Source organism: Bradyrhizobium sp. CB82, assembly GCF_029714405.1.
Lineage (GTDB): Bacteria > Pseudomonadota > Alphaproteobacteria > Rhizobiales > Xanthobacteraceae > Bradyrhizobium.
Map to the genome: position 1 here is coordinate 933,246 of NZ_CP121650.1, position 24,636 is coordinate 957,881.

The following is a 24,636-nucleotide window of genomic DNA, read 5'->3' on the forward strand; positions in this document are numbered from 1 at the left end:
TAACCGGCGCAGGGGGCATCGCGCTGATCCCGATCTTCGTGTTGCTTTGATGTTTCACCGACTCTGGCTTGGGCGTGACCGTCCGTCCGCTTTGCGCCGCAACCGCGGTGCCCGGTCCGCTACAGCCGCGCCGGGGTATCGCCCAGCGCTTTTCGGCCGACGGATTTCAGGCTATCGACTGAGACCTCGCCCTTGGCGGCGGATTCCAGGAGCTTGGACGCAACGTGCATTCTGGTGCCGCTCTCGTAGCGAGAAACCGTCTCGCAGACCTCGTCGAACACGGCACGCAGCCGGGCGGTGATTTCGGCGTCAAGCATTGGAGATCCCCCATCCACTGGCCGCATGATGGCTGAATTCGTCGGCCACAGGATTCAAGAAGGTTAGGCTGTTCGAACAAGATTCGGTGCCCGCCCCGGCCCGACGAGCGTAGCTCCGCCTTGGGGATTTTGGGGGGCTAGGGGCGGAGCCACGCCGACCACGCATTTCCGCGTGGCCTAGATCACGAACGGCACTCGGCCCGGATCGTTCCGCTGCGACAAGCCTCGTCGGAATCACAAATGTGCAGACTCCGGCGCCAGACATCGTATGATCGCTCTCGGGGATTTCTGGGATGACCGCCTCGATCAACGAGCGTCCGATCTGCCCGGCGTGCAAGCACCGGATGGACGCCGCATCTCGCCGGGCCCGCGTGGATTCGAGGAGCGCACCTTCGAGTGCTCGCCCTGCGAGCGCACGGAAGTGGTCCGTTTCGCCGGGTTGGTGCACGCGCCATCGTTCTTGCGGGCCATCTGCTCAATTCCCTTGTTCGGGAATAGCGAAATTTGTCGTGAACTTTTGTTCTCCCGATACCAACAAAACTACCAACAAGACGGCTGCCGCGAATTTTTACGCGTGTTTTCAATGCGCCGCGAATCAATCAGGAATCGAAACTATTGTTATTGCTGGTGTTTTCAAAAGCGCCGGCAACCCGTGAGCCGGAGGAATGCCGTTGGTAGGGGGCGGCCTCGCGATGAGCAGGCGTTGGGCATTGGGATAGCCCTTAAAGATCGTCGCGGACGCCAGTCGTTTTTGCGTTCGGTCGATGATCGGCATCGGCAAATGCCCTGGCCTGAGGCGGGAACGCGCCGATAAGGTGGTCGCGCCGCGCGGACCATGTCCGCGCCCCGTAGGTTAGTACCAAACAATTAAGGGGTTGGTTGCGATTGTGAAGTATCGTGACCGGGCGAACCGCCCATCGTTCCCTTCCGCAGCTAAATCGCGCGATTTGCCTGGGTGCTATGATGTCAGATCTTTCCTTTCCGCCGGAACGCTCATCCGTCAGTCGACAGAAGGGCATCAGCCTGCGATGGCGGTTGCTGGCCGGCAATCTGATCACGAGCCTTCTCGCGGTGGCTTTCGCGGCAGCAATCGCCTGGAACGGATGGGGCGATCTCCGCAAGAGCGAAGCCGCGGCGCGCGCGCTGTCCGCATTCGAGCTGGTGATGAAGGCCAACAGCCGGATCCCGGCCGAACGCTCCGCCTGGTTCGCGGTCATGGGTCTGGCCGACGCTGCCACGCCCGAGAACCTGTCCGCTCTGGACAAGGCACTCGCCACCACGGATGCCGCGATCGGTGCCGCAAAGCAAGCCATTCGCGCGGCTGAGCTGCCGGCGGGATCGATCGAAGCCGCCGAAACAGCCTTGCAGAATACTCGCAATGTCGCGCGTCAGGCGGCAATGCAGCCCAAGGCGCAGCGCCCCGCCAACAGCCAGTCGGCCATCGTCGACGGTCTGGCCCGCGCGGTCGATGCGCTCACGGCGGCGACAAGTGAAGCCTTGATCAGCCTGTCGCGCGCCGGAAGCGACATCGAAAATCTGCTGCCGTCGGCGGAACTCGCACAAAGAGCACAAGGCATGCGCGCGATCAACGGTTCCCGTGCGGCCGTCCTCGGCCTTCTGGTCCGTAAACAGCCCATGTCCGCGGCACAGATCGTCGAAGCGACCGAGCTGAGCGGCCAGGTCGCGCTGATCTGGAAGCAGATCGAGCAAGGTGTGCACAATGCCGGAGATGCGCCTGAGCTCGTGAACGCCATCAAGCAGGTGCGCACGACACTGATGGAAGAAGGCGAGCCACGGTTTCGCGACGTCGCCGCGGCCGCACGCGAGGGGCGTCCCTCCCCGGTCGGCGAGGCCGACTGGGGGACCGTCCTGAACAGTGTGCTGGGTCTGCGCGACGCCGCCTTAAGCTTCGCCCACAGGGCCAATGACGGAGCGATCGCGCAGGCGCAGACGCGGCTCGTCTGGGCGCTTGCGGCTCTCTTCGTCGTGCTCGCCACCTCGCTCGCAGTAGTCGTCGCGGTGATGCGCCAGGTAATCCGCCCGCTGACGCGACTGACGGGCGCGACGCTGCGGCTTGCCGACCGCGACCTCGATGTCACAATTCCGGACGGACATCGCGGGGACGAGATCGGTACCATGGCAAACGCACTACAGATCTTCAAGGATGCGCTGGTCGCGAAGAAACTCGCGGACGAGGCAGCCGCGCGTGACGCCGAAGCACAGATCGCGCGCAGCCGCCGCGTCGACACCATCACGCGCAATTTCGAGGCCATGGTCGGCGAGATCGTGAACACGGTTTCGTCCGCAGCGACCGAACTCGAGGCTTCCGCCGATACACTGAACACCACGGCCGATCGGTCGAAGGTGCTGACGATGGCTGTCGCAGACGCCTCAAATGAAGCCTCCGCCAACGTGCAGTCGGTAGCCTCCGCCACCGAGGAACTGACCTCCTCAGTCAACGAGATCAGCCGCCAGGTTCAGGAATCCGCACGCATCGCCCGAGACGCAGTTGAGCAGGCTTGCCGCACCAATGAACGCGTCAGCGAATTGTCGCAGGCCGCGGGTCGGATCGGTGACGTCGTGGAACTGATCGACTCGATCGCCAGCCAAACCAATCTGCTGGCGCTGAACGCCACCATCGAGGCGGCGCGCGCCGGCGATACCGGCCGCGGCTTTGCCGTGGTCGCCTCCGAGGTGAAAGCGCTGGCGCAGCAGACGGCGAAAGCAACCGAGGAAATCCGTCAACAGATTACCAGCGTCCAGTCCGCGACACAGGAATCGGTCGGCGCTATCAGGGAGATCAGCGGCACGATCGAGAAGCTGTCGGAAATCTCCTCGACCATCGCTGCCGCCGTCGAAGAGCAAGGCGCGGCCACGCAGGAAATCGCCCGCAACGTGCAGCAGGCGGCGAACGGCACCCAGCAGGTCTCCGCAAACGTCACCGACGTCCGGCACGGCGCGAGCGAGACCGGCTCGGCCTCCTCGCATGTGTTGGCCACCGCCCAGTTGCTCGCCGCAGACTCCGGCCGGCTCAAGCTCGAGGTCGGCAAGTTCCTGGAAGACATGCGCGCGGCGTAACCGCATTCCGGGCCGTTGCGATGTCGACGGTCGGCCGGCGAGCGCCATTCCCATAGGCGATCTCGACAGGAAATTAGCTCATCAAGACATTCAAAGAGTCTGCTCCCCCTCGCACTTCAAACGTGAGGGGAGCAGTTCGTCGGGAGAGCCGCTTTGCAGCGCATTCGTGCGCGGGCCGAACGCGCAGATCCGTTCATACGAAGGCGCCTGCTGGCCCTGGGCGGCCGATACGACCTCAAGGCGGCCGGTACGTCGCGGCCATCGAAAGCCGCAGAGCGACCATTTCCAGCGCGCACCACGCCGTCGATGTTCAACCGATCTCGTCGGAGAGTGAGCGAGATCGCGTTTCAGGCGCAACGATCGCGGCGATCAGACTCACCAACCCGGCGTGATGAAGAGATGAAGAGGTAAAGGCCGCCGGTCACGTCGGAAATGTTGCCCTTGCTCCACGCGCGCCCGTCGAATTCCGGTCGGGCGGCGCGGCAGTCGACGTCGGTCCCTATCTGCTTTGGGTTGGCGCTCGCGCCATCGTTCTTGCGGGCCATCTGCTCAATTCCCTCGTTCGGGAATAGCGAAATTCGTCGTGAACGCTTGTTCTCCCGATACCAACAAAACTACCAACACGGACGGCTGCCGCGAATTTTTACGCGTGTTTTCAATGCCCGCGAATAAGCCAGTAATCGAAGCCGTTGTTATTGCTGGTGTTTTCAGTCTGGTGCCCCTGGCCGGCAATCGCCTAATGCATTAACCATTTGAATTTGTGGTGATTTTTCTCGTCAATTTCTGCCGATACCAACAGAAATACCAACAAGCTGACGCCCGGGATTGGCTGGCAAAAATAAAAACAATTGGCGCACCGGCAGCGGCACGCCCCCATGCCGTTTCGGTCTTCGCAATCGCCCCTAACGGAATCGAACCCGGCTCTGATTCGAAATCCTGGCGGGATCGACCTAACACTATCGCGAGGTCAAAGAGGGACTTGTCAGTATCCCATCCACTGTGCCCCACGATGCCAAGCGAGACACTTGCCTTGTGCTGTACCCCTTCGCAGGTCGACTCGGTCGCGCCTCGCGCGCGACAGATGCGGAAAGCGTTGATCGCGACGCTGATCCACGATCTGCTGGACGGCCAATGACGATCGCATGCCAATGTCCGACAACATAAACAAGGCGCTGCGGGTCATGGGCTATGATAATGACCTCGGCGGCCACCACTGCGCGCGCGGCTTCCGCTGGACCGCGTCGACCCTACTCAACCGGGAGGCGCGTTCGACGGCGATGTAGTGGAAGCCCCACTCTCCCATGACACGGACAAAACAAAGAGCCGCGGCGCGACGAGGCAGCGGCGCCAGCTCGGCAAGGGCGACAAGAACAATATCCGCGGCGGTCTATGACCGTGCGGCCTATTGGGCCGAACGCGTGCGTTTAATGCAGCATGGTCTGACCGCCTCGACAGCCTGCGCGACGGTGCGTCCGCCGTCTCGCTGTGCAGATCGGCGGCTTAGCTTGCTCTCGTTTCGAGCCTCGGAAGCGAAGCGTGATATTCGTCCACACTGTCGAGGTCGATCATGGTCTTGCCTCCCATCTTGTAGGCCTTGATCCTCTCGTGGGCGATCAGCTCATAAGCCTTAGTCTTTCCAAATTTGCCATAACGGCAACCGTCCTTGAACTCCACGAGTCGGCGCCGCTTGTTATTGTAGCTGTCAACCATTTTGTTCCTGCATGTGCTTCGATGATCTCCGCCACAATCGGATCAAACCCCGCTGAGCGAGATGGGCATTTCCATGGCGCGACCTTGGTGTCGACGCGGGCTCACCAGGAAGGCGCTGCTTTTGTGGTAGCTCACGAGATTCCTGCTGATTTGTTTCGACGCTATCTGCGCGCAGCCCAATCGCCCGGAATGCGTTGATCTACGTCGCCTACGGTGCCGAACAAAAGGCTCCTTGATGCCGCCGCTATCTCCCGCGCGCCGTAGAGTGCAAATCGGACGGACCTCCATCATGGCCTCGCCATCCAAAAGGCGCGCGATAAAGCGCAGGCGCTCTTTCCATCACCGAACTTGCATTCCACGGCATCCACACCTCCCGTAGAACAAAGGCAAAGTGTAACCCATTTGTCCGGTAGGATTTATCACCTATCTCTCGGGTCGCTCACAACTAGTTAGGTCGGGCGACCCTTTCTTCCCTAATCGACAAATAAGCAACTGGTAACCGCAATTGTCGCCGAGCCGGGATACCGAGGACGCACTTTCGAGGGGAGGTCTGCAGAGTGAGAATCCCTCCCTCTCCGCCACGTTTGTGATAACTACCTGCTCGTACTGCGATATTAGAACAGGCACCCGTGCAGCCTCTCCGACTAGGACAGAACCCTGGTACAGAGAGGTGAACTTATGCCCCAGCCAGATCTCGTTAGGCGAGGGTCCAAATTCTATTTCCGGATTGCGATCCCGCTGGCGCTGATTGGATTGCTTGGACGCCGCGAATTTAAGATCGCGCTCCGAACTTCAGACGCAATTTTGGCCAAGATGCGAGCCCGCGTTCTTAGCAACGGGCTCGAATTAATTTTTCAGGATGTTCGGTCGATGGCTCACATTACATCCGACGCGAGTGGAGAGCGCCAAAAACTACTTTCGTGACCAACTGTGCAAGTCATCAGAGCTTGCTTTTTCGATAGCGCATGATCCCGCCCTCGATCGGGAGATCGAAATAGTTGGCGCGAAGCAATTTGCGCTGAAGATGCAAGGTGACCTAGCGCAGCAGTACTTCTCTCCCGACGTTCGGTCGGACGCTGAGAGGTTGCTCAAGTGTATCGATCCGGGAGCCACATCGAAGTTGTCTGAAGCGTTCCGCTTCGCCTGCACCGCTGTCCTTCGCGCGCGAATAGAAAATGCCAAACTTCATGCCGAGCAATTGGCAGGTAATTACGCGGTCACGTCGTCTGACCCGTTGTTCACAGGGGTGTTCGCATTACCGCCGATCCCGGGTGACCAACCCCAGTTGAACATACAGCTCACTTTCGAGGACGTCGCCAATCGGTTTGTCGCGTTCAAAAAGCCCGACTGGGCCCCCAAGACGGCCGCTGACTACAAGAGGGTGATCGCGCTGGGGACGGAAATGATCGGCGCCACCACTCCAATGAAGTCCGTTGATACGGACGCCGTGAAGCGCGTCAGAGATGTCCTGTATTGCTGCCGCCGAACTATATGAAAGCGTCCGCTACCAAAGATTTGGGCGCCGAGCAGGCGATCGCAGCAAACACGTCGGGAAAATCGTTGTCGGTCAAAACTCAGCTCAAATATTTCGAGATGTTCAAGCAGGTGCTGATTTGGGCCCATAACGAAGACTTCATCAAGGTGCCCGGGGCAAACTAAAGATTGGGGGCGCCAAAAAATTGGCTGCCGGTGATCTGCGGGAGCCATATTCGGCGGATCAGCTGGCGAAGATTTTCGGTTCGCCGCTTTATACTGGCCATAGGTCGGACGACTGTCGCTACAAGCCTGGCTCCCTCCGGGTGCGCGACGGATATTTTTGGGTGCCGCTAATCGCGCTTTTCTGCGGCATGCGCCTCGGCGAGGTCGTCCAGCTGCTGAAGTCCGATGTGAAGCAAGAGAATGGAATATGGTACTTCGATGTTAGGGGCGGGGATGGTAAGTCCCTCAAATCTGCGTCAAGCAAGCGCCGGTTGCCGATCCACCATGCTCTGATTGAACTTGGATTTCTCGAATTTGTGGCGGGAGGTCCGGTATCCGCTCGCGTGTTCCCGGAAATCAAGAAGGGTGCTGACGGGTATGCTTCCCACAATTTCAGCAAGTGGTGGGGACGCTACGCCGCGCATGTTGGGTTCAAGGCTGACCGCACGGCCTTCCATTCCTTCCGGCACAATTTTCTGGACGGCTTACGGGCAGCGAATTCGCCTGATTACATAAACAAGGCGCTCATGGGCCACATCGATAAGAGTGTCCATGCTGGTTACGGTAGCGGTGCGCCGCTGTCCGCGCTGAAGGAAGCAATCGACAAGGTTGTATATCCGATCGACTTGGCGGAATTGAAATCTGCATAAACCTGCACAGAACGGGACAACCGACTAAGCCACAAGCCCGTAGACCTTGCCGTTCGAGCCCATCGGGATGCCGAGCTTGTAGTCATCTATGTACGACATCGCTAGGTTCTCCGATACTAGCTCTGTATATCCGGGCACTTTGGTCCAGGCCTGCTGACTGGCGTACCATTGCTTCCAATAGCGGAGACCCTCGCTATAGAGGTCTTTCCCTTCAGCCTTGGCTTGATCAAGTTTTTCTTTGAGCCGCTTTTTAAATCTTGATATGCGGCCCGGTCCCGGCTTCACGTGGACCGGATTTCCGCCGTACCCGTTACCAGGCTCCAATAAATACTTGAGCACTGTTACCTGGCCCTCGCTCTTCCACCATTCTGCGTTCCTGACGCACTTAGCGTGAAGCTCAATTGGTCCGGCGGGATGCGACTTGAGCCGCACCTCTAAAGCCTGCATTGCCGCCGCAGCTGTTGGTTGGGCGCACGCGCAAATTGCGAGATCGTCCACGTAAGTGGGAACCGCAACACCCATGGACCCAAGCGTTGCTTGGATTTCGCGTCCGATGAAACTGCGTGCTAAGAGCGGAGAGAGGAGCAACCCCTCTGGCAAACCTTGCCGGACCATCTGAGTTGTGAGACATATGGTGCAGTTTATGATAGTGGTAGTAGCTGCAGCATTGTGCTTCGATTGAAGGAACGTCCAGAGCTTGGCAGCATTTCCTGGCAGTTCGATTTCAATCTTCGCTTCTTCGGATATGAACACCTCCTTTCGTAACAGCTGCTGATTTAAAGGCCCACCGTCAAAGTGCGCAGGCCTCATCGACGCGAAACAGTGTTTGATATCGGCCCTGGCGACCCACGACCGACCCGAGCAGATCGCATCAACGACCGCTCGCATGAATGCTCTTTCCCCTCCCGCTCCGGGTCGGGAGTAGTGGTACTGGCTTGTCAACCCCCAAGCTGCTCAATGCGTCCCGGAACACAAGCAGGCGGGTATTGCGCAGGACCCCGCCTTTCACGATCAATCGAAAATCCCCGTTGTCCTTCTCGATCCATCGGGCGGAAACGGTCTCAGCAGCGGCATCCCCAGCTCTCGCCCGATCAGCCATCTTCTTCAATTCGGAGTAACTCGTCGCCGTCAGCCCCGCTCGCTCCGTAGCGCGCACCGCCGCGCAGAAATGGGCATCGAATGAGTGCAGAGCTGCCTTTTCGATCAGGGTCGACCCCTTCGTGGACAACCGGACCAACAATCGGCGGTAGCGCTTGATCGAGGACCGCGCTTTCACGACCTGCTCGGGAGAAAGGCCTTTGAACCTGGTCAAGGCACGTTCAACATCCGAGATGATCTTGGTGAAGAGCTGAGCCGGAGGTACCTTCATCGTCCCGCCTGCCTCAGCGCCCGACGTCCTACAGCTAGCACATTCTCGATTTCAGCCTTGCGATACACGAGATGCCGCCCCCGCTTAGTTCGGGGAGGCATCAAGTCCTCAGCTTGCATGCGGCGAAGGGTGCGGATCGAAATTCCGTATGTCTGCGAAATCTGCTGGAGCGATATCCAGGGAGAATTTTGAGAGGCCTGTTTCGCGCGAAGAACCCATTCCGATTGATCAAGCTCATCCATTGCTGTCCTCCACAACCCGCTCGGGTGCCTACGGATACGCTCGCTCTGTCGTCGCATCAATCGCCATTCGTGAAAATGGCATACTTGGCAGACCGGGGCTTGTTCGCTAGCCGAAGCATCATGTCGTCTGACGACACGTCCGGAGACACGTCGGCGACAAAGCCAGGTCACACAGCTAGCGGGTTTTCGGCCTGAAAAGCTGCTTTCACGGAAGGGTAGAGGGGGTTCAACGTGTCTCTACCGTCCTAATTTCCTGTTTGTCACCGACGTGTCCCTGGCGCGTGTCGCCGACATTTTTGACGGGCAGGGGCGACACAACTCTTTTCTTGGTGCGTAACAGGATCATTATCGAACTGGGTCAGAAGTCACCGCCCCCCTGCAAGGAGGCGAACATGAATGGACCGCTGATCCTCAGCCAAGCGCGCAGTCGATTGGCCGAATTGATAGAAGCGTCGGACCCGGTAACTCCCAACACATTGGATGTATCCCCTGGGTCGCCATGTCGTTACTCCAGAAGGCGATCCGTCGTGGCGAACACGCATTCGCGCAACACGCGGCAGCGACGCTGCTTCGGCTCGCACCGGAGAAGCTGTGGCGGCGACTGGGTGCGATCGCCTTTGAAGATGTTGGCGTCGCGAGCTTTGACGCATTATTCGGTGTGACGTGCGCTCTCGGAGTGAAACGCCTTCGGAGCCAATGGGGAGGGGGAGTGGCGAACGGCGAGTACGCTTGCCCGGCTGCTCACACAGGCTCCCAAATGCCGGGCGGATGATCTGTTAATCGCCGCCGAGCGTCACCCTCGTTACCGGCGCGCGCGGCGCGATCTCTCTGTTAAATCGATCACGGAGCTGATCCGTATCGCGACGGGCCAGGCGGATTGGCCGGTGCGGGCGATCGCTGCATGGTATGCGGTCGGAACTGATAGACGCCCTTCTCCATTTCTGGAGAAGCGGGGCGGTAATCCAGCGGCTCTGTTCGATGCTCTGCGAGAGTTGGGCTACCCTCATACGGTCGTCGCGATTTCATCGGAGGGCTTCCGAAAGATCGGCGAAGTGTTGTGTCCCTTCACCGCAATCCTGTCCCGTGACGCCGGGGTGACCCCAGCGCAACTACAATCAGATGACCTGCCAGCGGAGGTTAATATCAGGGGTGTCCCCGGTTGGGTTTACGATCAATATTCTGCGGAAGGCCGCCGCGCCCTGCAGTGCTATCTGAAGTCTGACGCGCTCGGCGCAAAATGGGTGCGCCAGCACGTGTCGCCTGAGCGTCGCGTACGCTACCTCGGCGACATCGTGTTTCGGCTTGAAGGCGGCTTGGTCAAAAACCGTCTTTGTTGGCCTACGGGTGCCCTCCTTCGGAGGATGGTTGACCAGGAGTGTTACAGTCCGCCGGACATTTTCGAACTGATGCTTCAGGACATTCCCAAATTGAACGAGGTTCGCAACTATGTCTGCTAATCCAACGGATCAACTCGGCAACTCGGCAACTGGCCTAAGTCGTCATAATCCTCAATTACAGGGACCTAAAATCGAGCAAAAAGTACCCCCAAAAGCTCATTTGGCACTTCAATCTGCAATCAGTTGCACTGGTAATTCAGATCGAGTGCTGGAGCTGGCTCAAAACAGCTTATCTTTCAATACTCAGGTGGCCTACCTGAGCGATCTTCAGCATTTTCTCTCCTGGGGCGGCCAAATTCCGGCCACTTCCGAATGCGTTGCCGAGTCCGTAGCGGCGCACGCTGAAACTTTGAGCATCGCTACGCTCTCCAGGCGCGTTGCAGCGCTGGCGAGAATTCACCGGTCCCAGGGCGTGGACAACCCGACCACCTCCGAACTGGTCAGGTCCGTTTTAAGGGGGCTCAAACGAGCTAAAGGTACAGCGCAGCGGGAAGCAAAGCCGCTGCTGAAGGACGATCTGTTCTTGGTGCTCGCGGCCACCGGCGAGCGCCTTAAGGACATCCGGGACCGAGCGCTTCTCCTCGTTGGGTTCGCTGGCGCGCTGCGCCGATCCGAGTTGGTGGGGCTCGACATTGAGGACGTTGAATATGTGCGGCAGGGCATCATTCTGCATCTGCGGCGCTCGAAGACGGACCAGGAGGGGCGCGGGGAGAAAATCGGCATTCCGCTCGGGCGTGGTAGGTGGTGCCCTGTGGCTGCTCTAGCCGTTTGGCTAGAGGCGTCAGGGATCACCGCTGGTGCAGTTTTTCGGCCCGTGGATCGGCATGGTCGCGTAGAAGACATGCGACTTTCGGGAGAGGCCGTGGGCCTTATTCTCCGAGAGCGCGTCGAGGCGGCTGGTTTCGATCCGACCTCCTACTCCGGCCACTCGCTCAGGGCGGGACTGGCTACCAGCGCTGCTCAGGCTGACGTCCCAATGTGGAGGATTAGGAGCCAAACCCGTCACGCCTCCGATGCCATGCTCGCGCGCTACATCCGGGCCGGGGAGCTAATCACGGATAATGCCGCTGGGATGCTCTTGTGATATAAACGACGCTTATTCCATTGACTGATTTTGGAAGAGGTTATTTGTGAAGAAGACGAGGTGTTTTTCACACGAGGCCGTGCAAGCTAGGGCCGAGGGCAGTACGAAGTGGAGCTTCTTGTCGCTTCATGAACTGGGATTTTGCGCCGCACTAATTGCGGCCAGTCAGATTATCCAGCCGGTCTCAGCGCACGCTCAGAACTTGGAGAGCCAGTTGGTTCGAGCAATGCGGGGATTGGCGGTTACTTGGCAGAACCTTAGCGAAACGCAAAAAATTCTTGTGATCGATTGCCTGAAGGGTGGCTTCATTGGCGTTCGTCTTACCGCAGGCGCTCAGGTGAGTGTTGATCTGCAGAAGACTACTTCTTTGATGAACCCATACCTTGGGATCGTAAACCTCACTGGCGAGTTTCAAAACAACGCCGATCGGCGGAATAGTTCGTGCCTTCACAGCAAACAAGAGGCTCTGCAGAATGACGGCTTGAGGTGGTCCCGGTTGTCTGAACAGCAATTCCGCGTCGATAAGTGGAGCTTCTGCCAAAATTAAGCTGCCGCGCGGAACGGCAGCGGGTTGAAGTAAGCTTGATCCGGGGTGCCGCCGTCAAGGCTCGAGTGAGGACGCCGGCCATTGTAAAAGTCGAGGTATCGGCCGATCGAGGCGCGGGCGTCGGACACGGTGTCGTAGGCGCGCAGATAGACCTCCTCATATTTGACGCTGCGCCACAGCCGCTCGACGAACACGTTGTCGCGCCAGGCGCCCCGGCCGTCCATGCTGATGGCGATGCCATGACTGGCGAGCACGCCGGTGAACGCGGCGCCCGTGAACTGCGAGCCCTGGTCGGTGTTGAAGATTTCCGGCTTGCCGTGGCGAGCGAGAGCATCCTCCAGCGTCTCGACGCAGAATGCGGCTTCCATCGTGATTGAAACGCGCCACGACAGCACCCGGCGGGTCGCCCAGTCGAGGACAACAGCCAGGTACACGAAGCCGCGCGCCATCGGGAGTGGAGTAAGAAGCGCGAACGCGCTTCTCCTCCCCGAACCGTACGTGCACCTTTCAGCGCATACGGCTCTCTGTTCAAGCTTGGCCCATGGCCATAGCAACATCATGATAGTGCGAGGTGACAGTGCTGCGGGCTTCTTTTCGGAAGATGTAGGGATTATCCTCCGGATTGCGCCACCGGAACTGCGCCTTCGGACTTGAGACAAGCCGGTAAAGTGCTTTTCCGTGCGGCCCGCCGCGTTCATTCCGACCAAACACGAGCCAGGTTTTCGCCTTGCCCGGTTCCGGGGCTCGGTACCATTTCCGCATCAAAGGTTTGATGCGAGATCGGTATTTGTGCCCCAGCCAATGTGCCATTTTCCAGAATACGACATGGTCGATGTGCCGGAATACGTACGCGGTGAAGTCGGTGAACTTGTAGAACGCTGCCCATCCCGCCAGTTGGCGGTTCAGGCCTGCGATCATGTCGACCGTGCTGACACTATGATTGCCGGAAAGGGTTTCAGTGAGCCTGCGAACAAACCCCTTCGCCTTTTCCTTGGGTATCGTTGTGACAACGGACATGCGTCCGTGCGACCCTCGCTTGCGAATGATCCTGTGCCCCAGAAAGACGAAGCCGTCATTGACGTGGGTGATATGGGTTTTCTCCATATTCAGCATCAATTTCAGCTTGCCTTCCAGAAAGGCGCGGCATTCCTCGCGGATTTCCTCTGCTTGAGCTTTGGTCCCTTTTACGATCACGACAAAGTCGTCAGCGTATCGGCAATAAGCAACCGCCGGCTTCCATTGCCGGTTCTCTCGAACCGTAATAGGGCGGCCCAGCTTGATGCCAAAGTTCCATGCCCAGCGGTCCTTGCGGGCCTTGTCGCTCAGGTATTTCGCCTCCAGCCACGCATCGAACTCATGGAGCATGATGTTGGACAAGAGCGGTGACAGCACGCCACCTTGCGGAACACCCTCGCTGGAGGCTGTAAACAGGTCACGGTCAATGTGACCTGCCTTCAGGAACCGCCAGAGAAGATCAACAAACCGCCCATCCTGCACTCGTCGCCGCACGCATCTGATAAGCAGCCGGTGATGGACCGTGTCGAAGTAGCTTGCCAGATCACCTTCGATGATCCAACGGCCCCTCGTCGTGTCGGCTCCATCCTGAAGCTGTATCTTCACGGTGCGGACGGCATGGTGCACGCTCCGTTCAGGCCGGAAGCCATAGGATAGGCGATGGAAGTCGCTTTCCCAGAGTGACTCTATGGCCATGAGCATGGCTCGTTGGACGATGCGATCCGTCAGAGTCGGAATACCCAGTGGGCGTAGCTTGCCGTTGGTTTTCGGGATATAGATCCGCTTCACCGGCTGGGGGCGATAACTCTCGTCCAGCAGGCTTTTCCGCAGGTCATCCAGATGCTGATCCAATCTGACCTGCAGTCGTTGCTTATCTATTCCGTCGATGCCCGATGTTCGTGCGCCACTTGACGCCAGAACAATCCGAGCGGCCTCGGCAAGCCATTCCCGGTTGGCAATCAGCCGAAGGAGGCGATCGAACCTTCGGTTCGGATCGCTCTCGGCCCATGTCGCGAGCTTGTGCTGCATTTCACTGATTATCAAAGGTCTTCACCTCATTCGGTCAGGTAGTTTGCACTCCAAGCAGTTTGAACTGTTCCCCTTCGCCATGTGGCAGGTTTTCCCTGCCGCGGACTACTACGAGAACTCCGCCAGCATGATGGACATCAGGGTCAACTCCCTTGCGACGCAAAGCATCGTGGGCATTCCATCATGCCTTCCCTCGTTCATATGCTGGACGTCATCGTATTGGTGAGGCTGCCGGTCGCAGTCTTTTCCCTTGCTTTCCGCAAGTCGATGCCGATGCCATGGTCTGGCTGCGTTCTCCCCATGACCCCTCGCGAGCGTCTTACATCTGGGCTCGCGTTCGGATGCACGCCGTCATAACTGTCCGGCGACATCATCAGCATTCCACCTGTTAAGCCGTGTAGACGGAGGCGACATTTCAGCCCTCAGATGCGGGTGAACCGGTTCGTGTTCCTCAACCTTCCAATACTTCAGCCTCGGGGACCATCTCGGCTTAACGGCTTCGCCTCAATCCCCTTTACCTGCGGGCTACGTCACCCTGCCAGTTGACGACAGGTCACCGCCGCTTGGGCTCATGTCCCCTCACAGCAGGGAACAAGTCATATTTTTTTCTCAGTCCTCCTTTCTCTTTTGCATTCCAGTCATACGCTTCCCCAACTGTGGGGCGAGGCGCACTGTAGGTGATATCCATCGCCCAGACTTGGTTAGGGCGTGTGATCTCCATCCCGCGCAGCAGATATGGATAGATCTTGTGTCCAGGCTCGGGCTTGGTGGTACGCGGCCGACGGTAGAGCGCCTCTATCCCCATTCGCCGCATCAGCGTTTTAACATGCCGGCGGCCGATCTTGCACCCCTCGGCAGCCAACAGGTCTCGCAACATTCGCGAACCGGCGAAAGGAAACTCCAGATGCAGCCGGTCGAGCCGTCGCATGATCGCGAGGTCGGCGGAAGGCACTGGACGCGGCAGATAATAGACACTGCCACGGCTGATCTTCAAAACTTCCGCCTGTTTCGTGATCGGCAGGTCGTGCTCACGGTCGATCATCGCTTTGCGCTCAGCAGGCCGGCTTTGCTGAGCGCGCCTTCTAAAAGAATCGTTCTCCAGCGTGAGCTCCCCGATCTTGGCATGCAGCGTTTTCACGTCCACCGCGGGCTCGCTCGTTCTGTTGCCACCGCCAGGACCAAATACCTCGGCCGCCGCTTCCTGAAGCTGTGACTTCCACTGCGTGATCTGGTTCGGGTGCACGTCGAAATGCTCAGCCAGCTGGGCCAGCGTCATCTCACCCTTGATCGCGGCTAACGCCACCTTCGCCTTGAATGCCGGTGCGTGGTGCCGACGGGTTCGTCTGCTCATCGTCTCTCCTGATTCGCGGGACAATCTTGCCCGCCGTCAGGCAGAAACTCCACTTATCGCCCTGTCCAGAATTCCGGAGCCAGCTCAGCTGGCACGGCAACGATATGACCTACAACTTTCAAATCTACTATCAAATAAACGGCTCCGAGCTTTGGCTAACAGCTGGAAATGAAGTGTTCCAGAACGGTTTTTTGAGGCAGCCTGGTGCTCCGGAAGTTGAAGCAGGCAGCGATTGGCACCGGGCATTTCGCTATCCGATTGGTGTTCCACTCAGCGCTAGTCCGTAGCGGCATTCACGGCAAAGCGGGGTGACCCAACCAAGAACAACGGCGAGGGGCTGATGAATTTGGAAGTCGATACGAACTGCCGCCGAAAACCCGCCGCTCTGGCGGGCGAATTGGTGGAAATTTTTGGAGGCGATCTTCAAGGAGTGGCAAGCGTTCAGGAGGGCAAATCGCGGTGAGCTGTTATCAGCTAGCCCCGCGAATACTCAATGCGGTTGCACATGGCGCCGTATGGGTGCTGATTACGGCGATTTCGTCAGGTTCTGCGCTTGCCCAGGATGCTGGCGAAAAACCCGAGGGCGACAGCATCATGGTGCGAAACGCCTTCTATAGAGTTTTGAGAACTCCCCCTAACGACTATCTCAATTGTCTCCATCGAGATCAAATCGAAATTCTATGCCCACCAGGCGTGGAATTCGTGAGCGTTGAAAAGCACTATAGAACCAAGGACTATGATCTCCTCATAGTTTCCATGGGCCAACTCGGATCGGGGACCCGGTGGCACGATTGGAAGCTCATCGTAGAGGATGGGAAAAAGGCGATCACTAAGCCCCTCGCCGAGGGGTGTCTAGAATGCGACATCCGGGTCGAGAGATTGGACTTCCGGTCAAACGAAGTTGTCTTCACCTATCGACAGGAACAACAACAAGTAACCGCGCGCTTCGATGCTGGCCAACTCACAATGAGAAAAAGCAAGCTCGACCCTCACGAGCCATTGGATGAAGATGCCTGCGACGCTCTTTTTCAAGACTTTCAGGAGTGCAAGGGCGCTCGGCCAAATTCCACGTACTGCACCATGAGGGGCAGCACTGCCTCCAACTTTCTTGTCTTACGGCGGAGTCTCACTACGCCGGAATTTCACGCGGAAGTCTAGAGCGACTAATGCAAAGCCGCCTGTTCTACCGGCAAGGCAATGGACCGCACTACGTTCTTCAAGAAGGTCTGCCGACGATAGTCGCCGTGCGAGGATTTCTCACGACATGCCGCTGCGATGCCTCGGGCCAGATGGCCAACCCATTCAATCTTTCGACCTGACGGATGCAGAGTGGTCTGCTTTAAGACTGGATAGCAGCCGGGCACAGCTACCGCGTATGCCCTGCTGTGACGCTACAGTAGTCATGAAGACATCCGCTAGGGGGCTGAACTTCTTCGCTCATAAATCCCGCGCTCCGCGTCACAGTGCGCCCGAGACTGAAGAACATCTGGCTCTGAAGGCGCTGGCAGCAGAAGCAGCACGGCGCGCAGGATGGGATTGCTCGACTGAGGCAAGAGGTTCGTCGCCATCCGGTGAGGCATGGACCGCTGATGTGCTGGCGCAGAAAGGACAGCACAAAGTCGCCATTGAAATTCAGTGGTCGGGCCAAACACCCAGGAAACCCTAAATCGCGAGGAGCGCTACCGGCAGTCCGGCGTTCGATGCCTTTGGCTGTTTCGTCGACCCGGATTTCCCGTCTCAAAAGACCTGCCAGCCGCGTTAGTCTGCGGGAGCATCGTCACAGGATTTGAGGCCCAGGTGTCCAATCAGACGATGCCCTTGAACGACTTCTTGAATGCAGTCTTTGCAAAACGCTTTCGATGCGGAATTCCTCGCGGAGCAAGGGCTACAATCCGTATTCAGTCGGGCGTGAGCAACTGCTGGAAGTGCCAGGCATCGACGCGCATCATCACGTTCATCGATTTGCTCGTCGGGCCGCATCAGTGCCGATTTACGGTTCCCGATCTGACAGATTTTCCAGACCTATTGGCGTCCTGTGTGGCGCTTATACCAAGAGCGTCTCGGGTCGGTGTCATCAAGCAAAGATACAGTAAAACGCAAGAGCGGAGATGCATAAGCCACGGTTGTTACCGCTGCGACGCATTGATGGGCGAGTTCTTCGCGCACCGTGCCTGGGACGTCGAAAGCGCTATTCTGGCGGACTTTGAAATCTCGATTTCAGAGCGCTGGCTACAAGCTGCGGATTCCGACGAAGTCGCCCGGGTGTACCGATATGAAGTCGCCCGGGGATTCCGAGATGATGTCGCCCACCTTTCCGATTTGATCTCGCCCGGGGGCGAGGCGTTCTGGCCGGTAGATTCTCTGGCATTGGGCGAGCCGCATGGTCAATCTGGAATCGCGGCTTGAACCTCCTCTTTTCTGCTGCTGTTGCTGTGGGCATGTGGGCAACGGCTTGGCGTTGTCCAAGCGCAGCGGCATGTCCACAGCGTCGCGGGCTCAGGCCGTTCGGGCGGATTGCCGGGTTCGGCGCAGGCTCTCGCCGGTGAGGTCGAGCCGATGGGCATTGTGGACGAGGCGATCGAGCACGGCGTCGGCGTAGGTGGGATCTCCAATGAGCAGATGCCACTGGTCCACGGGGAGCTGGCTGGTGACGATGGTGGAACGATGACCGTAGCGATCTTCGAGGATTTCCAGGAGGTCGTGACGGGCACCGGCGTCGAGCGGCTCGAGCCCCCAGTCATCGAGGATCAGCAGATCGACACGGCCGAGCCCGCGCAAGAGGCGCGGATGGCGGCCGTCACCGCGCGCGAGAGCGAGGTCATCGAACAGCCGCGGAACACGTTGATAGAGCACGGAGCGATTGTCACGGCAGGCCTTGTGGCCGAGCGCCGAGGCGAGCCAGCTCTTGCCGACGCCGGCTGGGCCGCAGATCAGCAGGTTGGCATGGTCGTCGATCCAGCGGCCCTCGACAAGCTTGGCGAACAGCGGGCGGTCGAGTCCGCGCGGGGTGCGGTAGTCGATATCCTCGACGCAGGCCTGCTGGCGCAGCTTCGCGTAGCGCAGGCGGGTGGCGAGCCGCTTGTCATGGCGCAGCGAGGCTTCACGTTCGAGCAGCAGCGCGAGCCATTCGGCGTGACCGAGGCTATTGGCCTCGCCGGTTGCTTCGATGTCGGCGAAGGCCTTGGCCATGCCGTGGAGGCCGAGGGCGTTGAGGCGGTCGAGGGTCGGATGGGTGAGCAAGGGATGGTCTCCTAGTTGTAGTAGCGCGGTCCGCGGATGTTGGCATGCAAGATCGGCGCATCGTCCGCGGAGCGCTGATGAGCAGGACGCCGATCGAGATTGTTGGCGAGGATCGACTTGACCGAGCCGTAGGTGCGAGCGCCGATGTCGATCGCCCGCGCAGCCGCGGCTTCCAGCCGTTCGCGCCCATAGGAGGCGGCAAGCCTGAGGATGCCGAGGCAGGCGCGGAAGCCTTGCTCGGGGTGCGAGCGCTCGTCGAGAATGAGGTCGCACAACGCGCTGGTCGCTGGCCCAATCGCGGCAGCGTCCTGGCGGATACGCGCGATGGTCCAGCCGGCGTAGCGCCGATGGCTGGAGGCCATGTGCTCCGGCACGGTGGTGTGCTTGTGATTGCCGCTCATGCGCTGATGCGCGGCAATCCGCTCGCCCTTGTGGAAGATCTCGACAGTGCGTGCGGTGAACCGGACCTCGACCTCGGCACGGGCGAAGCGATGCGGAACGCTGTAGTAATGCTTCTCCACCTCGACGTGGTAGTCCAGGCTGACGCGGCGGATACGCCACTCGGCGAGCACGTAGGGGCTCGCCGGCAGCGGCGCCAGCGCCTCGCGCTCGATCTCCTCGAACAGCTGCCGGCGGGATTTGCCGATATGGCGCATCGGCCGATTGTTCAGCTCCTCCAGCAAACCGCCGATCGCGGCATTGAGATCGGTCAGGTTGAAGAACCGCCGATGGCGCAGCCGTGCCAGAATCCAGCGCTCAACAATTAGCACCGCGCCTTCAACCTTGCCCTTATCGAAAGCCGTCAACTGCAGGGCATGTTGGTACGACCCGCATCGAAGTACGGATCACGCATCCGTTCCACCCGCTGCGCGGCCGCGCCTTCGAGCTGATCTGCCGACGCCGTTATTGGGGCGAGGACCGGGTGGTCTACGCCGGCGAAGACGGGCGGCTTTGCACGGTCGCAAGCGCGTTCACGGATATCGATCCGGTGGATGAGTTCCGGCGGATTGCGCAGGGCAGAGCCGCCTTTCGCACAGTGGACTTGCTGTCCCTGTGCGAGGCGCTGGACCAGCTTACGCGGCAGTTCCGAGCCACCGATGCGTAAAGGTAATTACGCCCCTTGTGTAAAGAGAATCATGCCGCGATGCAGTCGAGCCACGGCATTAGATTACGGGTTTGAGGCCACATTCGCTACATATGCGCTGCAACGGCAATTGACATCCTACATATTGAGGCGTATTTTTATTTACGTACCGGAGCAGCGCATGGCGAAGGCAAAAACGCGGGATCCGAAGAGCGAGATGCTGGCACGAGACGGCGTCCTCAACCCCAATCCCGGCGCCGTTCGCGACGTTGTGTTCACCGGCAATCCGTTTTTCGATGCCAAGGATCTGGTCCAGGTGCGCTACGAGATGGTGCGGCGCCATCAGATCGATGGCATCGTCATCAGCGAGGCCGCCGCGGCGTTCGGCGTTACCCGGCCCACCTTCTACAAAGCTCAGAGCGCATTAAAGACAGGTGGGCTCGCCGCTCTGCTGCCGAGCCGGCGAGGCCCCAAAGCCGGCCACAAGGTGTCTGGCGAGGTCATTGCCTTCGCAACCGAACTCAAGATAGCAAAGCCCGAGCTGACGACATCTCAGTGCCTCGAAGCAATCGAGTCACGCTTCGGCATCAAGGTGCACCGGCGCAGCCTCGAGCGGGCGCTGGCGCGCAAAAAAAAACGAATCCATCCAGCCTGATTGTGGCGCCAGCGCGGGCGGCGGCCTACGAGAAGCTGCGCACCGCGGCCCTGTCGGGCGAGCCCGTCGCAACTCCTGGTCTCGGCATTCTTCGCCGCCAAGGTTTGGCTGCGTGGATGCGGGCGGTGGGGCACGAAGCTCCTGCCGCAGCTGCTTGCCGCGACCCCGACCCCGCGCCTTCCGTCAAGCCCGATCTGTCCCCGCGGGCGAGCGACGTCACCCGTCTCATCGCCGGCATTCTTGTCTCCCTCACTATGGAGCCCATGCATGCCTGAGCTCAAGGTCACGGCCGACCATCTCAAGCGTGATGCGTACCTGTATGTTCGCCAATCCACGTTACGGCAGGTCGCCGAACATGGCGAGAGCACGCAACGCCAATACGCGCTGCGTGATCGCGCAATTGTAGCGGGCTGGCCGATCGGTCGCATTCATGTGATCGATCGCGATCTCGGCAAGTCCGGATCGAGCACGACCGCGCGCGACGGCTTCCAACAGCTCGTGGGCGAGGTAGCGCTCGGCAAGGCCGGCATCGTCATGGGCCTGGAGGTCTCGCGATTGGCGCGCAACTCTGCAGACTGGCATCGCCTCATCGAGCTGTGCGCGTTGACTGCGACGCTCATTCTCGACGAAGACGGCATCTATGATCCGGCTTGCTTCAACGATCGTCTGCTGCTGGGTCTCAAAGGAACGATGAGCGAGGCCGAACTGCACATCCTCAAGGCGCGCATGCGTGGTGGTCAGCTCAATAAGGCCAGGCGCGGCGAGTTGGAGATGGGGCCGCCGGTTGGGCTGGTGTACCGGGCTGACGGTACGATCGGTCTCGATCCGGACGCTCAAGTCCAGAATGCCATCCGGCTGGTCTTCGAGACCTTTGAGCGCACCGGTAGCGCCATGCAGACAGTCCGCTTCTTCCGGGAGCAAGGCCTGCAGTTCCCACGCCGGCTGCGGACGGGTGCCAACAAAGGCGACCTCTTGTGGGCGTCACCGCAGCATTCACGCATCCTGCAGGTGTTGCACAATCCCCGCTACGCCGGGGCATTCGTCTATGGGCGCACGCGCACACGCCACCGCCCCGACGGTGGAAGCAGTGTCTTCAAGATTCCCCGAGCGGACTGGCAGTTCGTCATGCCGGGCATGCACCAAGGCTACATCGACTGGGAACGGTTCGAAGCCAATCAGCGACGCCTTACTGACAATGCCGGCGCATTCGGTAGCGAACGGCTGTCGGGGCCACCGCGCGAGGGACCGGCGTTACTGCAAGGGCGCGTGCTATGTGGCTTGTGCGGCGAACGCATGGGCGTGCATTACAGTCGCGAGCATGGCAGCACGGTTCCTACCTATGTCTGTCAGGAAAGCGCGGTACGCCGTGCCGGAAAGACCTGCCAAACGGTGCCCGGCAAGATCGTCGATCCAGCGATCGCCGCGCTGCTAATCGAGATGACGACGCCGATGGCGCTGGCCGTCACTCTGGAAGTCCAGCGCGAGCTGGAGACGCGGGCCCACGAGACAGATACCGCGCGTCGCCAGCACGTCGAACGACTGCGCTACGATGCCGAACTTGCCCGCCGACGCTACATGAAGGTAGACCCCGACAACCGTCTCGTCGCAGATACGCTTGAGGCCGAGTGGAATGACAAGCTGCGCCGTCATGCCGAAGCTGCTGAGGAATACGAACGCCGCAGCAAGCAGCAGGCTGCGACGCTTGGCGCCGAGGCCCGCCAACGTATTCTCGCTCTTGCCGAGCAGCTGCCGCAAATCTGGAACGACCCACGCGTCGACTCCCGTGAACGCAAACGAATCGTACGCTTGCTCATTGACGACGTGACGTTGATCAAGGCGGAGAAGATCACTGCCCATGTGCGTCTGTCCGGCGGGGCTACCCGCACGTTGGAGCTCGAACGACCGCTGCCAATTGCCCAGCTGCGCAAGTTCAAGCCGGAGCTTGTCGCGGCCGTCGACCGGTTGCTCGAACAGCATTGCGACCGTGAGATCGCCGAGATTTTTAACCGAGATGGATGGCACACCTGGGAAGGCAAGCCCTTCGACCTGAAGAAGGTCGCCTTCATTCGCGGTGCCTACAAATTGGCGAGCCGATACGATCGCTTGCGCCGACGTGGCATGCTCACAACCCGCGAGGTCGCCGCCAAGTTCGGCATCGCCAAAACCACCGTGCACGAGTGGGGTCGTCAGGGACTCATCAAAAAATGCTATGCAGACAGCCTGAACCGTGGCCTCTGGGAGATAACATCAGAAACGATTATCCTCAAAGGCCATGGCGGCCGCCGTTCCCGCAAACCACAGACAACGCCTATCACCGCACAACCACCAGGATGAGGTGCAGTATGAAGCAATCTCCTTGTCGCGCGGCTTGCGTGGCCGTGCCGGCAAGATGGCGGCGCCGTAATGCGCCGCCATCTCCGCATAAGTGCGATTGATCTGCGGGTCGTACAGGCTCGCCTTGATGACCGCGACCTTGGTGTTGTCCGGCACCAGCAGCGCCGGGACGCCGTCGATCGCCGCGAAGGCGCCAACATGGGCGCTGATCCAGTCGGCGAGCCCCTGCGTCCACGTCGCCTGCGCGTAGGTGAAGCTCGATGCGCCGAGCACGGCGACGAAGATCTGCGCCTTCCTGCGCTCACCGGTGAGGCGATCGACCACCACCGGCACGCCATCGCCGGCATAGTCGACGAACAACTTGTCGCCGGCCGCATGGGCCTGGCGCATCGTCACCGACAGACGGCCCTCCCAGGCGCGGTAGAGCTCACAGAAGCGCGAGTATCGGTATCCGCCGGGCTCGGCGGCGATATACTCCTCCCACAAGATCGACAGCGTCACGTGCTTGCGTTTGAGCTCCCGGTGCACGGTCGCCCAGTCGGGCTCGGCGATGCGGCGGTGACCCTGCCGGTTGCCATTGCCGGTCTTCGCGAATAGGCGGAGTTCCAGAACCGTGTCGGTGACGTCGTCCGGCAACGGCCAGCTCAGACCCGCGGCCTCGGACCGCCGGATCGCCAGCCGTACCGTCGAGGGCGCCGCGCCCACCCGTCGCGCAATCTCGCGGCTCGGCAGCCCGGCCGCCTTCATTCTGATCACATCGCGCACGCGGCGCATCGCAAGCCTCTCCGTCGGCATCCAGGGTCCCCTTCGCAAAGCCGAAAGGGTTGACCCTATGGGAGCCAGAAGAGGCCTCGTCACCCGGGGGACATCATCCCGGAATGGTGGGCGACTTCATCTCGGAACGGGTGGGCGACTTCAAATCGGAATGGTGGGCGAGATCATCTCGGAATGCTGGGCGACATCGAGCGGAATCCGCATACAAGCAATCCAAAGTCGAGAGGGTGAGTACGGGTGGGCGGTTTTGCCTGAATGATAGCGCGTCGACGCGGCGGAGGCGGACCCAGATGGTTGGTTCGTCCTTGCCGCAATAGATTATACGGGTAGTCTGGCGGAACAGAGAAGGAGGAGAAATGGGGGCTCTGTCGGATCGAATACTGAAAATTGTCTCACAGCAGCCAGGCATCCCGGATCGCTGGCTCGCCGAACTTCTATTCGGTCCGGGTACGGCCCAGCAACGGGTGAACGGCGAATGCCGATCTCTTGCCGCCAAGGGGTTATTGGAACGGGCGCAGCGCGCAGACGGCCTAATCGGTAACTTCGTGACCACTGAGCAAAGCTCCGCGTCCGTAGTGGTCGAAGGGCAAGAGATGCCCCCTGCGCCTTACCCGCACTCAACAAGCGCCCCCTTTATGTCGGAGGATGTTCTAAAGAAAATGCTGCAGAGTTGGCTGATCACCCAGGGTTGGACGGTCGAAGTTGCTTGGGCCAGAGCGCCAGGAATTGACATTCATGCGCGGCAGGGTGGCCGCCGATGGATCATTGAAGCGAAAGGCGAGGGGACGCTCGCTCCAATGCGGGTGAATTACTTCTTGGGAGTGCTAGGTGAGACCCTTCAACGCATGACCGACCCTCAAGCGGCATATTCGGTGGCATTCCCGGACCTGAAGCAATTTCGAGGGTTATGGGCTCGGCTGCCGAACTTGGCGAAAGAAAGAACGAAGATCAGTGCGTTGTTCGTCAGCCACGGTGGGAATATCGAGCAAATCACTTGACGCCCTCTGGGCGACGCTGACCGTTGAGGGTCGTTCACCCAAAAACAGTTCGGGAAGTAGCTCAA

21 protein-coding genes and 4 pseudogenes are annotated in these 24,636 nt (G+C 59.7%); 13 read left to right on the top strand and 12 right to left on the bottom strand.

The window, feature by feature from the left end; genetic code table 11:
• Positions 1 to 119: 119 nt before the first annotated feature.
• Complete coding sequence (locus QA640_RS04460; RefSeq protein ID WP_283039551.1) at positions 120 to 317, bottom strand: hypothetical protein; 198 nt, start codon at positions 315 to 317, stop codon at positions 120 to 122.
• A 963-nt stretch (positions 318 to 1,280) separates the two neighbouring features.
• On the opposite strand from QA640_RS04460, the gene QA640_RS04465 reads away from it, so the two are divergent.
• Entirely contained in the window at positions 1,281 to 3,395 is a 2,115-nt protein-coding gene (locus QA640_RS04465) for a methyl-accepting chemotaxis protein (RefSeq protein WP_283039552.1), read from the top strand.
• A gap of 347 nt (positions 3,396 to 3,742) precedes the next feature.
• Here the strand turns inward: QA640_RS04465 and QA640_RS04470 are convergent, their stop codons facing one another.
• A complete protein-coding gene (locus tag QA640_RS04470) occupies positions 3,743 to 3,940 on the bottom strand; it encodes a hypothetical protein (protein WP_283043142.1) in 198 nt (65 codons plus the stop codon).
• A gap of 603 nt (positions 3,941 to 4,543) precedes the next feature.
• Here QA640_RS04470 and QA640_RS04475 point away from each other — a divergent pair.
• Entirely contained in the window at positions 4,544 to 4,678 is a 135-nt protein-coding gene (locus QA640_RS04475) for a hypothetical protein (protein WP_283039553.1), read from the top strand.
• A gap of 217 nt (positions 4,679 to 4,895) precedes the next feature.
• On the opposite strand, the gene QA640_RS04480 is transcribed toward QA640_RS04475, so the two are convergent.
• The gene (locus QA640_RS04480) at positions 4,896 to 5,105 is read right to left on the bottom strand and encodes a helix-turn-helix domain-containing protein (protein ID WP_283039554.1); all 210 of its coding nucleotides are present in this window, start codon (positions 5,103 to 5,105) and stop codon (positions 4,896 to 4,898) included.
• Between the two features lie 895 nt (positions 5,106 to 6,000).
• Here QA640_RS04480 and QA640_RS04485 point away from each other — a divergent pair.
• Genes QA640_RS04485 through QA640_RS04495 form a run of 3 tightly spaced genes read left to right on the top strand, consistent with a single transcriptional unit; the run spans position 6,001 to position 7,453 of the window.
• A complete protein-coding gene (locus tag QA640_RS04485; RefSeq protein ID WP_283039555.1) occupies positions 6,001 to 6,600 on the top strand; it encodes a hypothetical protein in 600 nt (199 codons plus the stop codon).
• Entirely contained in the window at positions 6,597 to 6,764 is a 168-nt protein-coding gene (locus QA640_RS04490) for a hypothetical protein (protein WP_283039556.1), read from the top strand. Before QA640_RS04485 ends, QA640_RS04490 begins: the two co-directional genes overlap by 4 nt.
• A 20-nt stretch (positions 6,765 to 6,784) precedes the next feature.
• A complete protein-coding gene (locus QA640_RS04495) occupies positions 6,785 to 7,453 on the top strand; it encodes a site-specific integrase (protein ID WP_283039557.1) in 669 nt (222 codons plus the stop codon).
• A 24-nt stretch (positions 7,454 to 7,477) separates the two neighbouring features.
• On the opposite strand, the gene QA640_RS04500 is transcribed toward QA640_RS04495, so the two are convergent.
• Positions 7,478 to 8,341 carry a hypothetical protein gene (locus QA640_RS04500; RefSeq protein ID WP_283039558.1) on the bottom strand — a complete coding sequence of 288 codons (864 nt, stop codon included), beginning with the start codon at positions 8,339 to 8,341 and terminating at the stop codon, positions 7,478 to 7,480.
• A complete protein-coding gene (locus QA640_RS04505; RefSeq protein WP_283039559.1) occupies positions 8,325 to 8,822 on the bottom strand; it encodes a hypothetical protein in 498 nt (165 codons plus the stop codon). Before QA640_RS04505 ends, QA640_RS04500 begins: the two co-directional genes overlap by 17 nt.
• Before the next feature lie 1,126 nt (positions 8,823 to 9,948).
• On the opposite strand from QA640_RS04505, the gene QA640_RS04510 reads away from it, so the two are divergent.
• Positions 9,949 to 10,521, top strand: a complete 573-nt coding sequence (locus tag QA640_RS04510; protein ID WP_283039560.1) for a hypothetical protein — start codon at positions 9,949 to 9,951, stop codon at positions 10,519 to 10,521.
• Positions 10,511 to 11,545 (top strand): site-specific integrase, encoded by a 1,035-nt coding sequence (locus QA640_RS04515; RefSeq protein ID WP_283039561.1) that lies wholly within the window; start codon positions 10,511 to 10,513, stop codon positions 11,543 to 11,545. Before QA640_RS04510 ends, QA640_RS04515 begins: the two co-directional genes overlap by 11 nt.
• Before the next feature lie 184 nt (positions 11,546 to 11,729).
• Here the strand turns inward: QA640_RS04515 and QA640_RS04520 are convergent, their stop codons facing one another.
• From QA640_RS04520 to QA640_RS04535, 4 genes and pseudogenes are all read right to left on the bottom strand, one after another.
• Positions 11,730 to 12,086, bottom strand: a complete 357-nt coding sequence (locus QA640_RS04520) for a hypothetical protein (protein ID WP_283039562.1) — start codon at positions 12,084 to 12,086, stop codon at positions 11,730 to 11,732.
• 2 nt (positions 12,087 to 12,088) lie between these two features.
• Positions 12,089 to 12,556 (bottom strand): annotated as a pseudogene (locus QA640_RS04525) (DDE-type integrase/transposase/recombinase); the annotation flags it as partial.
• 64 nt (positions 12,557 to 12,620) lie between these two features.
• Entirely contained in the window at positions 12,621 to 14,150 is a 1,530-nt protein-coding gene (gene ltrA, locus QA640_RS04530; RefSeq protein ID WP_283039563.1) for a group II intron reverse transcriptase/maturase, read from the bottom strand.
• A gap of 658 nt (positions 14,151 to 14,808) precedes the next feature.
• Positions 14,809 to 15,486, bottom strand: a pseudogene (locus QA640_RS04535) (IS3 family transposase); the annotation flags it as partial.
• Between the two features lie 340 nt (positions 15,487 to 15,826).
• Between QA640_RS04535 and QA640_RS04540 the strand changes: the two are divergent.
• A complete protein-coding gene (locus QA640_RS04540) occupies positions 15,827 to 15,949 on the top strand; it encodes a hypothetical protein (protein ID WP_283039564.1) in 123 nt (40 codons plus the stop codon).
• Between the two features lie 1,682 nt (positions 15,950 to 17,631).
• The gene (locus QA640_RS04545) at positions 17,632 to 17,892 is read left to right on the top strand and encodes a hypothetical protein (RefSeq protein WP_283039565.1); all 261 of its coding nucleotides are present in this window, start codon (positions 17,632 to 17,634) and stop codon (positions 17,890 to 17,892) included.
• Between the two features lie 90 nt (positions 17,893 to 17,982).
• On the opposite strand, the gene istB is transcribed toward QA640_RS04545, so the two are convergent.
• Together istB and QA640_RS04555 are read right to left on the bottom strand one after the other, a co-directional pair.
• The gene (gene istB / locus QA640_RS04550; RefSeq protein WP_283039566.1) at positions 17,983 to 18,726 is read right to left on the bottom strand and encodes an IS21-like element helper ATPase IstB; all 744 of its coding nucleotides are present in this window, start codon (positions 18,724 to 18,726) and stop codon (positions 17,983 to 17,985) included.
• A gap of 11 nt (positions 18,727 to 18,737) precedes the next feature.
• Positions 18,738 to 19,520 (bottom strand): annotated as a pseudogene (locus QA640_RS04555) (transposase); the annotation flags it as partial.
• Between QA640_RS04555 and QA640_RS04560 the strand changes: the two are divergent.
• From QA640_RS04560 to QA640_RS04570, 3 genes are all read left to right on the top strand, one after another.
• Positions 19,466 to 19,831, top strand: coding sequence for a DUF5372 family protein (locus QA640_RS04560; protein ID WP_283039567.1), 366 nt, complete (start codon positions 19,466 to 19,468; stop codon positions 19,829 to 19,831). The pseudogene QA640_RS04555 and the gene QA640_RS04560 sit on opposite strands and share 55 nt — an antisense overlap.
• A complete protein-coding gene (locus tag QA640_RS04565; protein ID WP_283039568.1) occupies positions 19,824 to 20,465 on the top strand; it encodes a helix-turn-helix domain-containing protein in 642 nt (213 codons plus the stop codon). Before QA640_RS04560 ends, QA640_RS04565 begins: the two co-directional genes overlap by 8 nt.
• 267 nt (positions 20,466 to 20,732) lie before the next feature.
• The gene (locus QA640_RS04570) at positions 20,733 to 22,799 is read left to right on the top strand and encodes a recombinase family protein (protein ID WP_283039569.1); all 2,067 of its coding nucleotides are present in this window, start codon (positions 20,733 to 20,735) and stop codon (positions 22,797 to 22,799) included.
• A gap of 21 nt (positions 22,800 to 22,820) precedes the next feature.
• Here the strand turns inward: QA640_RS04570 and istA are convergent.
• Positions 22,821 to 23,573: pseudogene (gene istA / locus QA640_RS04575) on the bottom strand (IS21 family transposase); the annotation flags it as partial.
• Positions 23,574 to 23,929: 356 nt separating this feature from the next.
• Between istA and QA640_RS04580 the strand changes: the two are divergent.
• The gene (locus QA640_RS04580) at positions 23,930 to 24,571 is read left to right on the top strand and encodes a hypothetical protein (RefSeq protein ID WP_283039570.1); all 642 of its coding nucleotides are present in this window, start codon (positions 23,930 to 23,932) and stop codon (positions 24,569 to 24,571) included.
• The last annotated feature ends 65 nt before the right edge of the window (positions 24,572 to 24,636 follow it).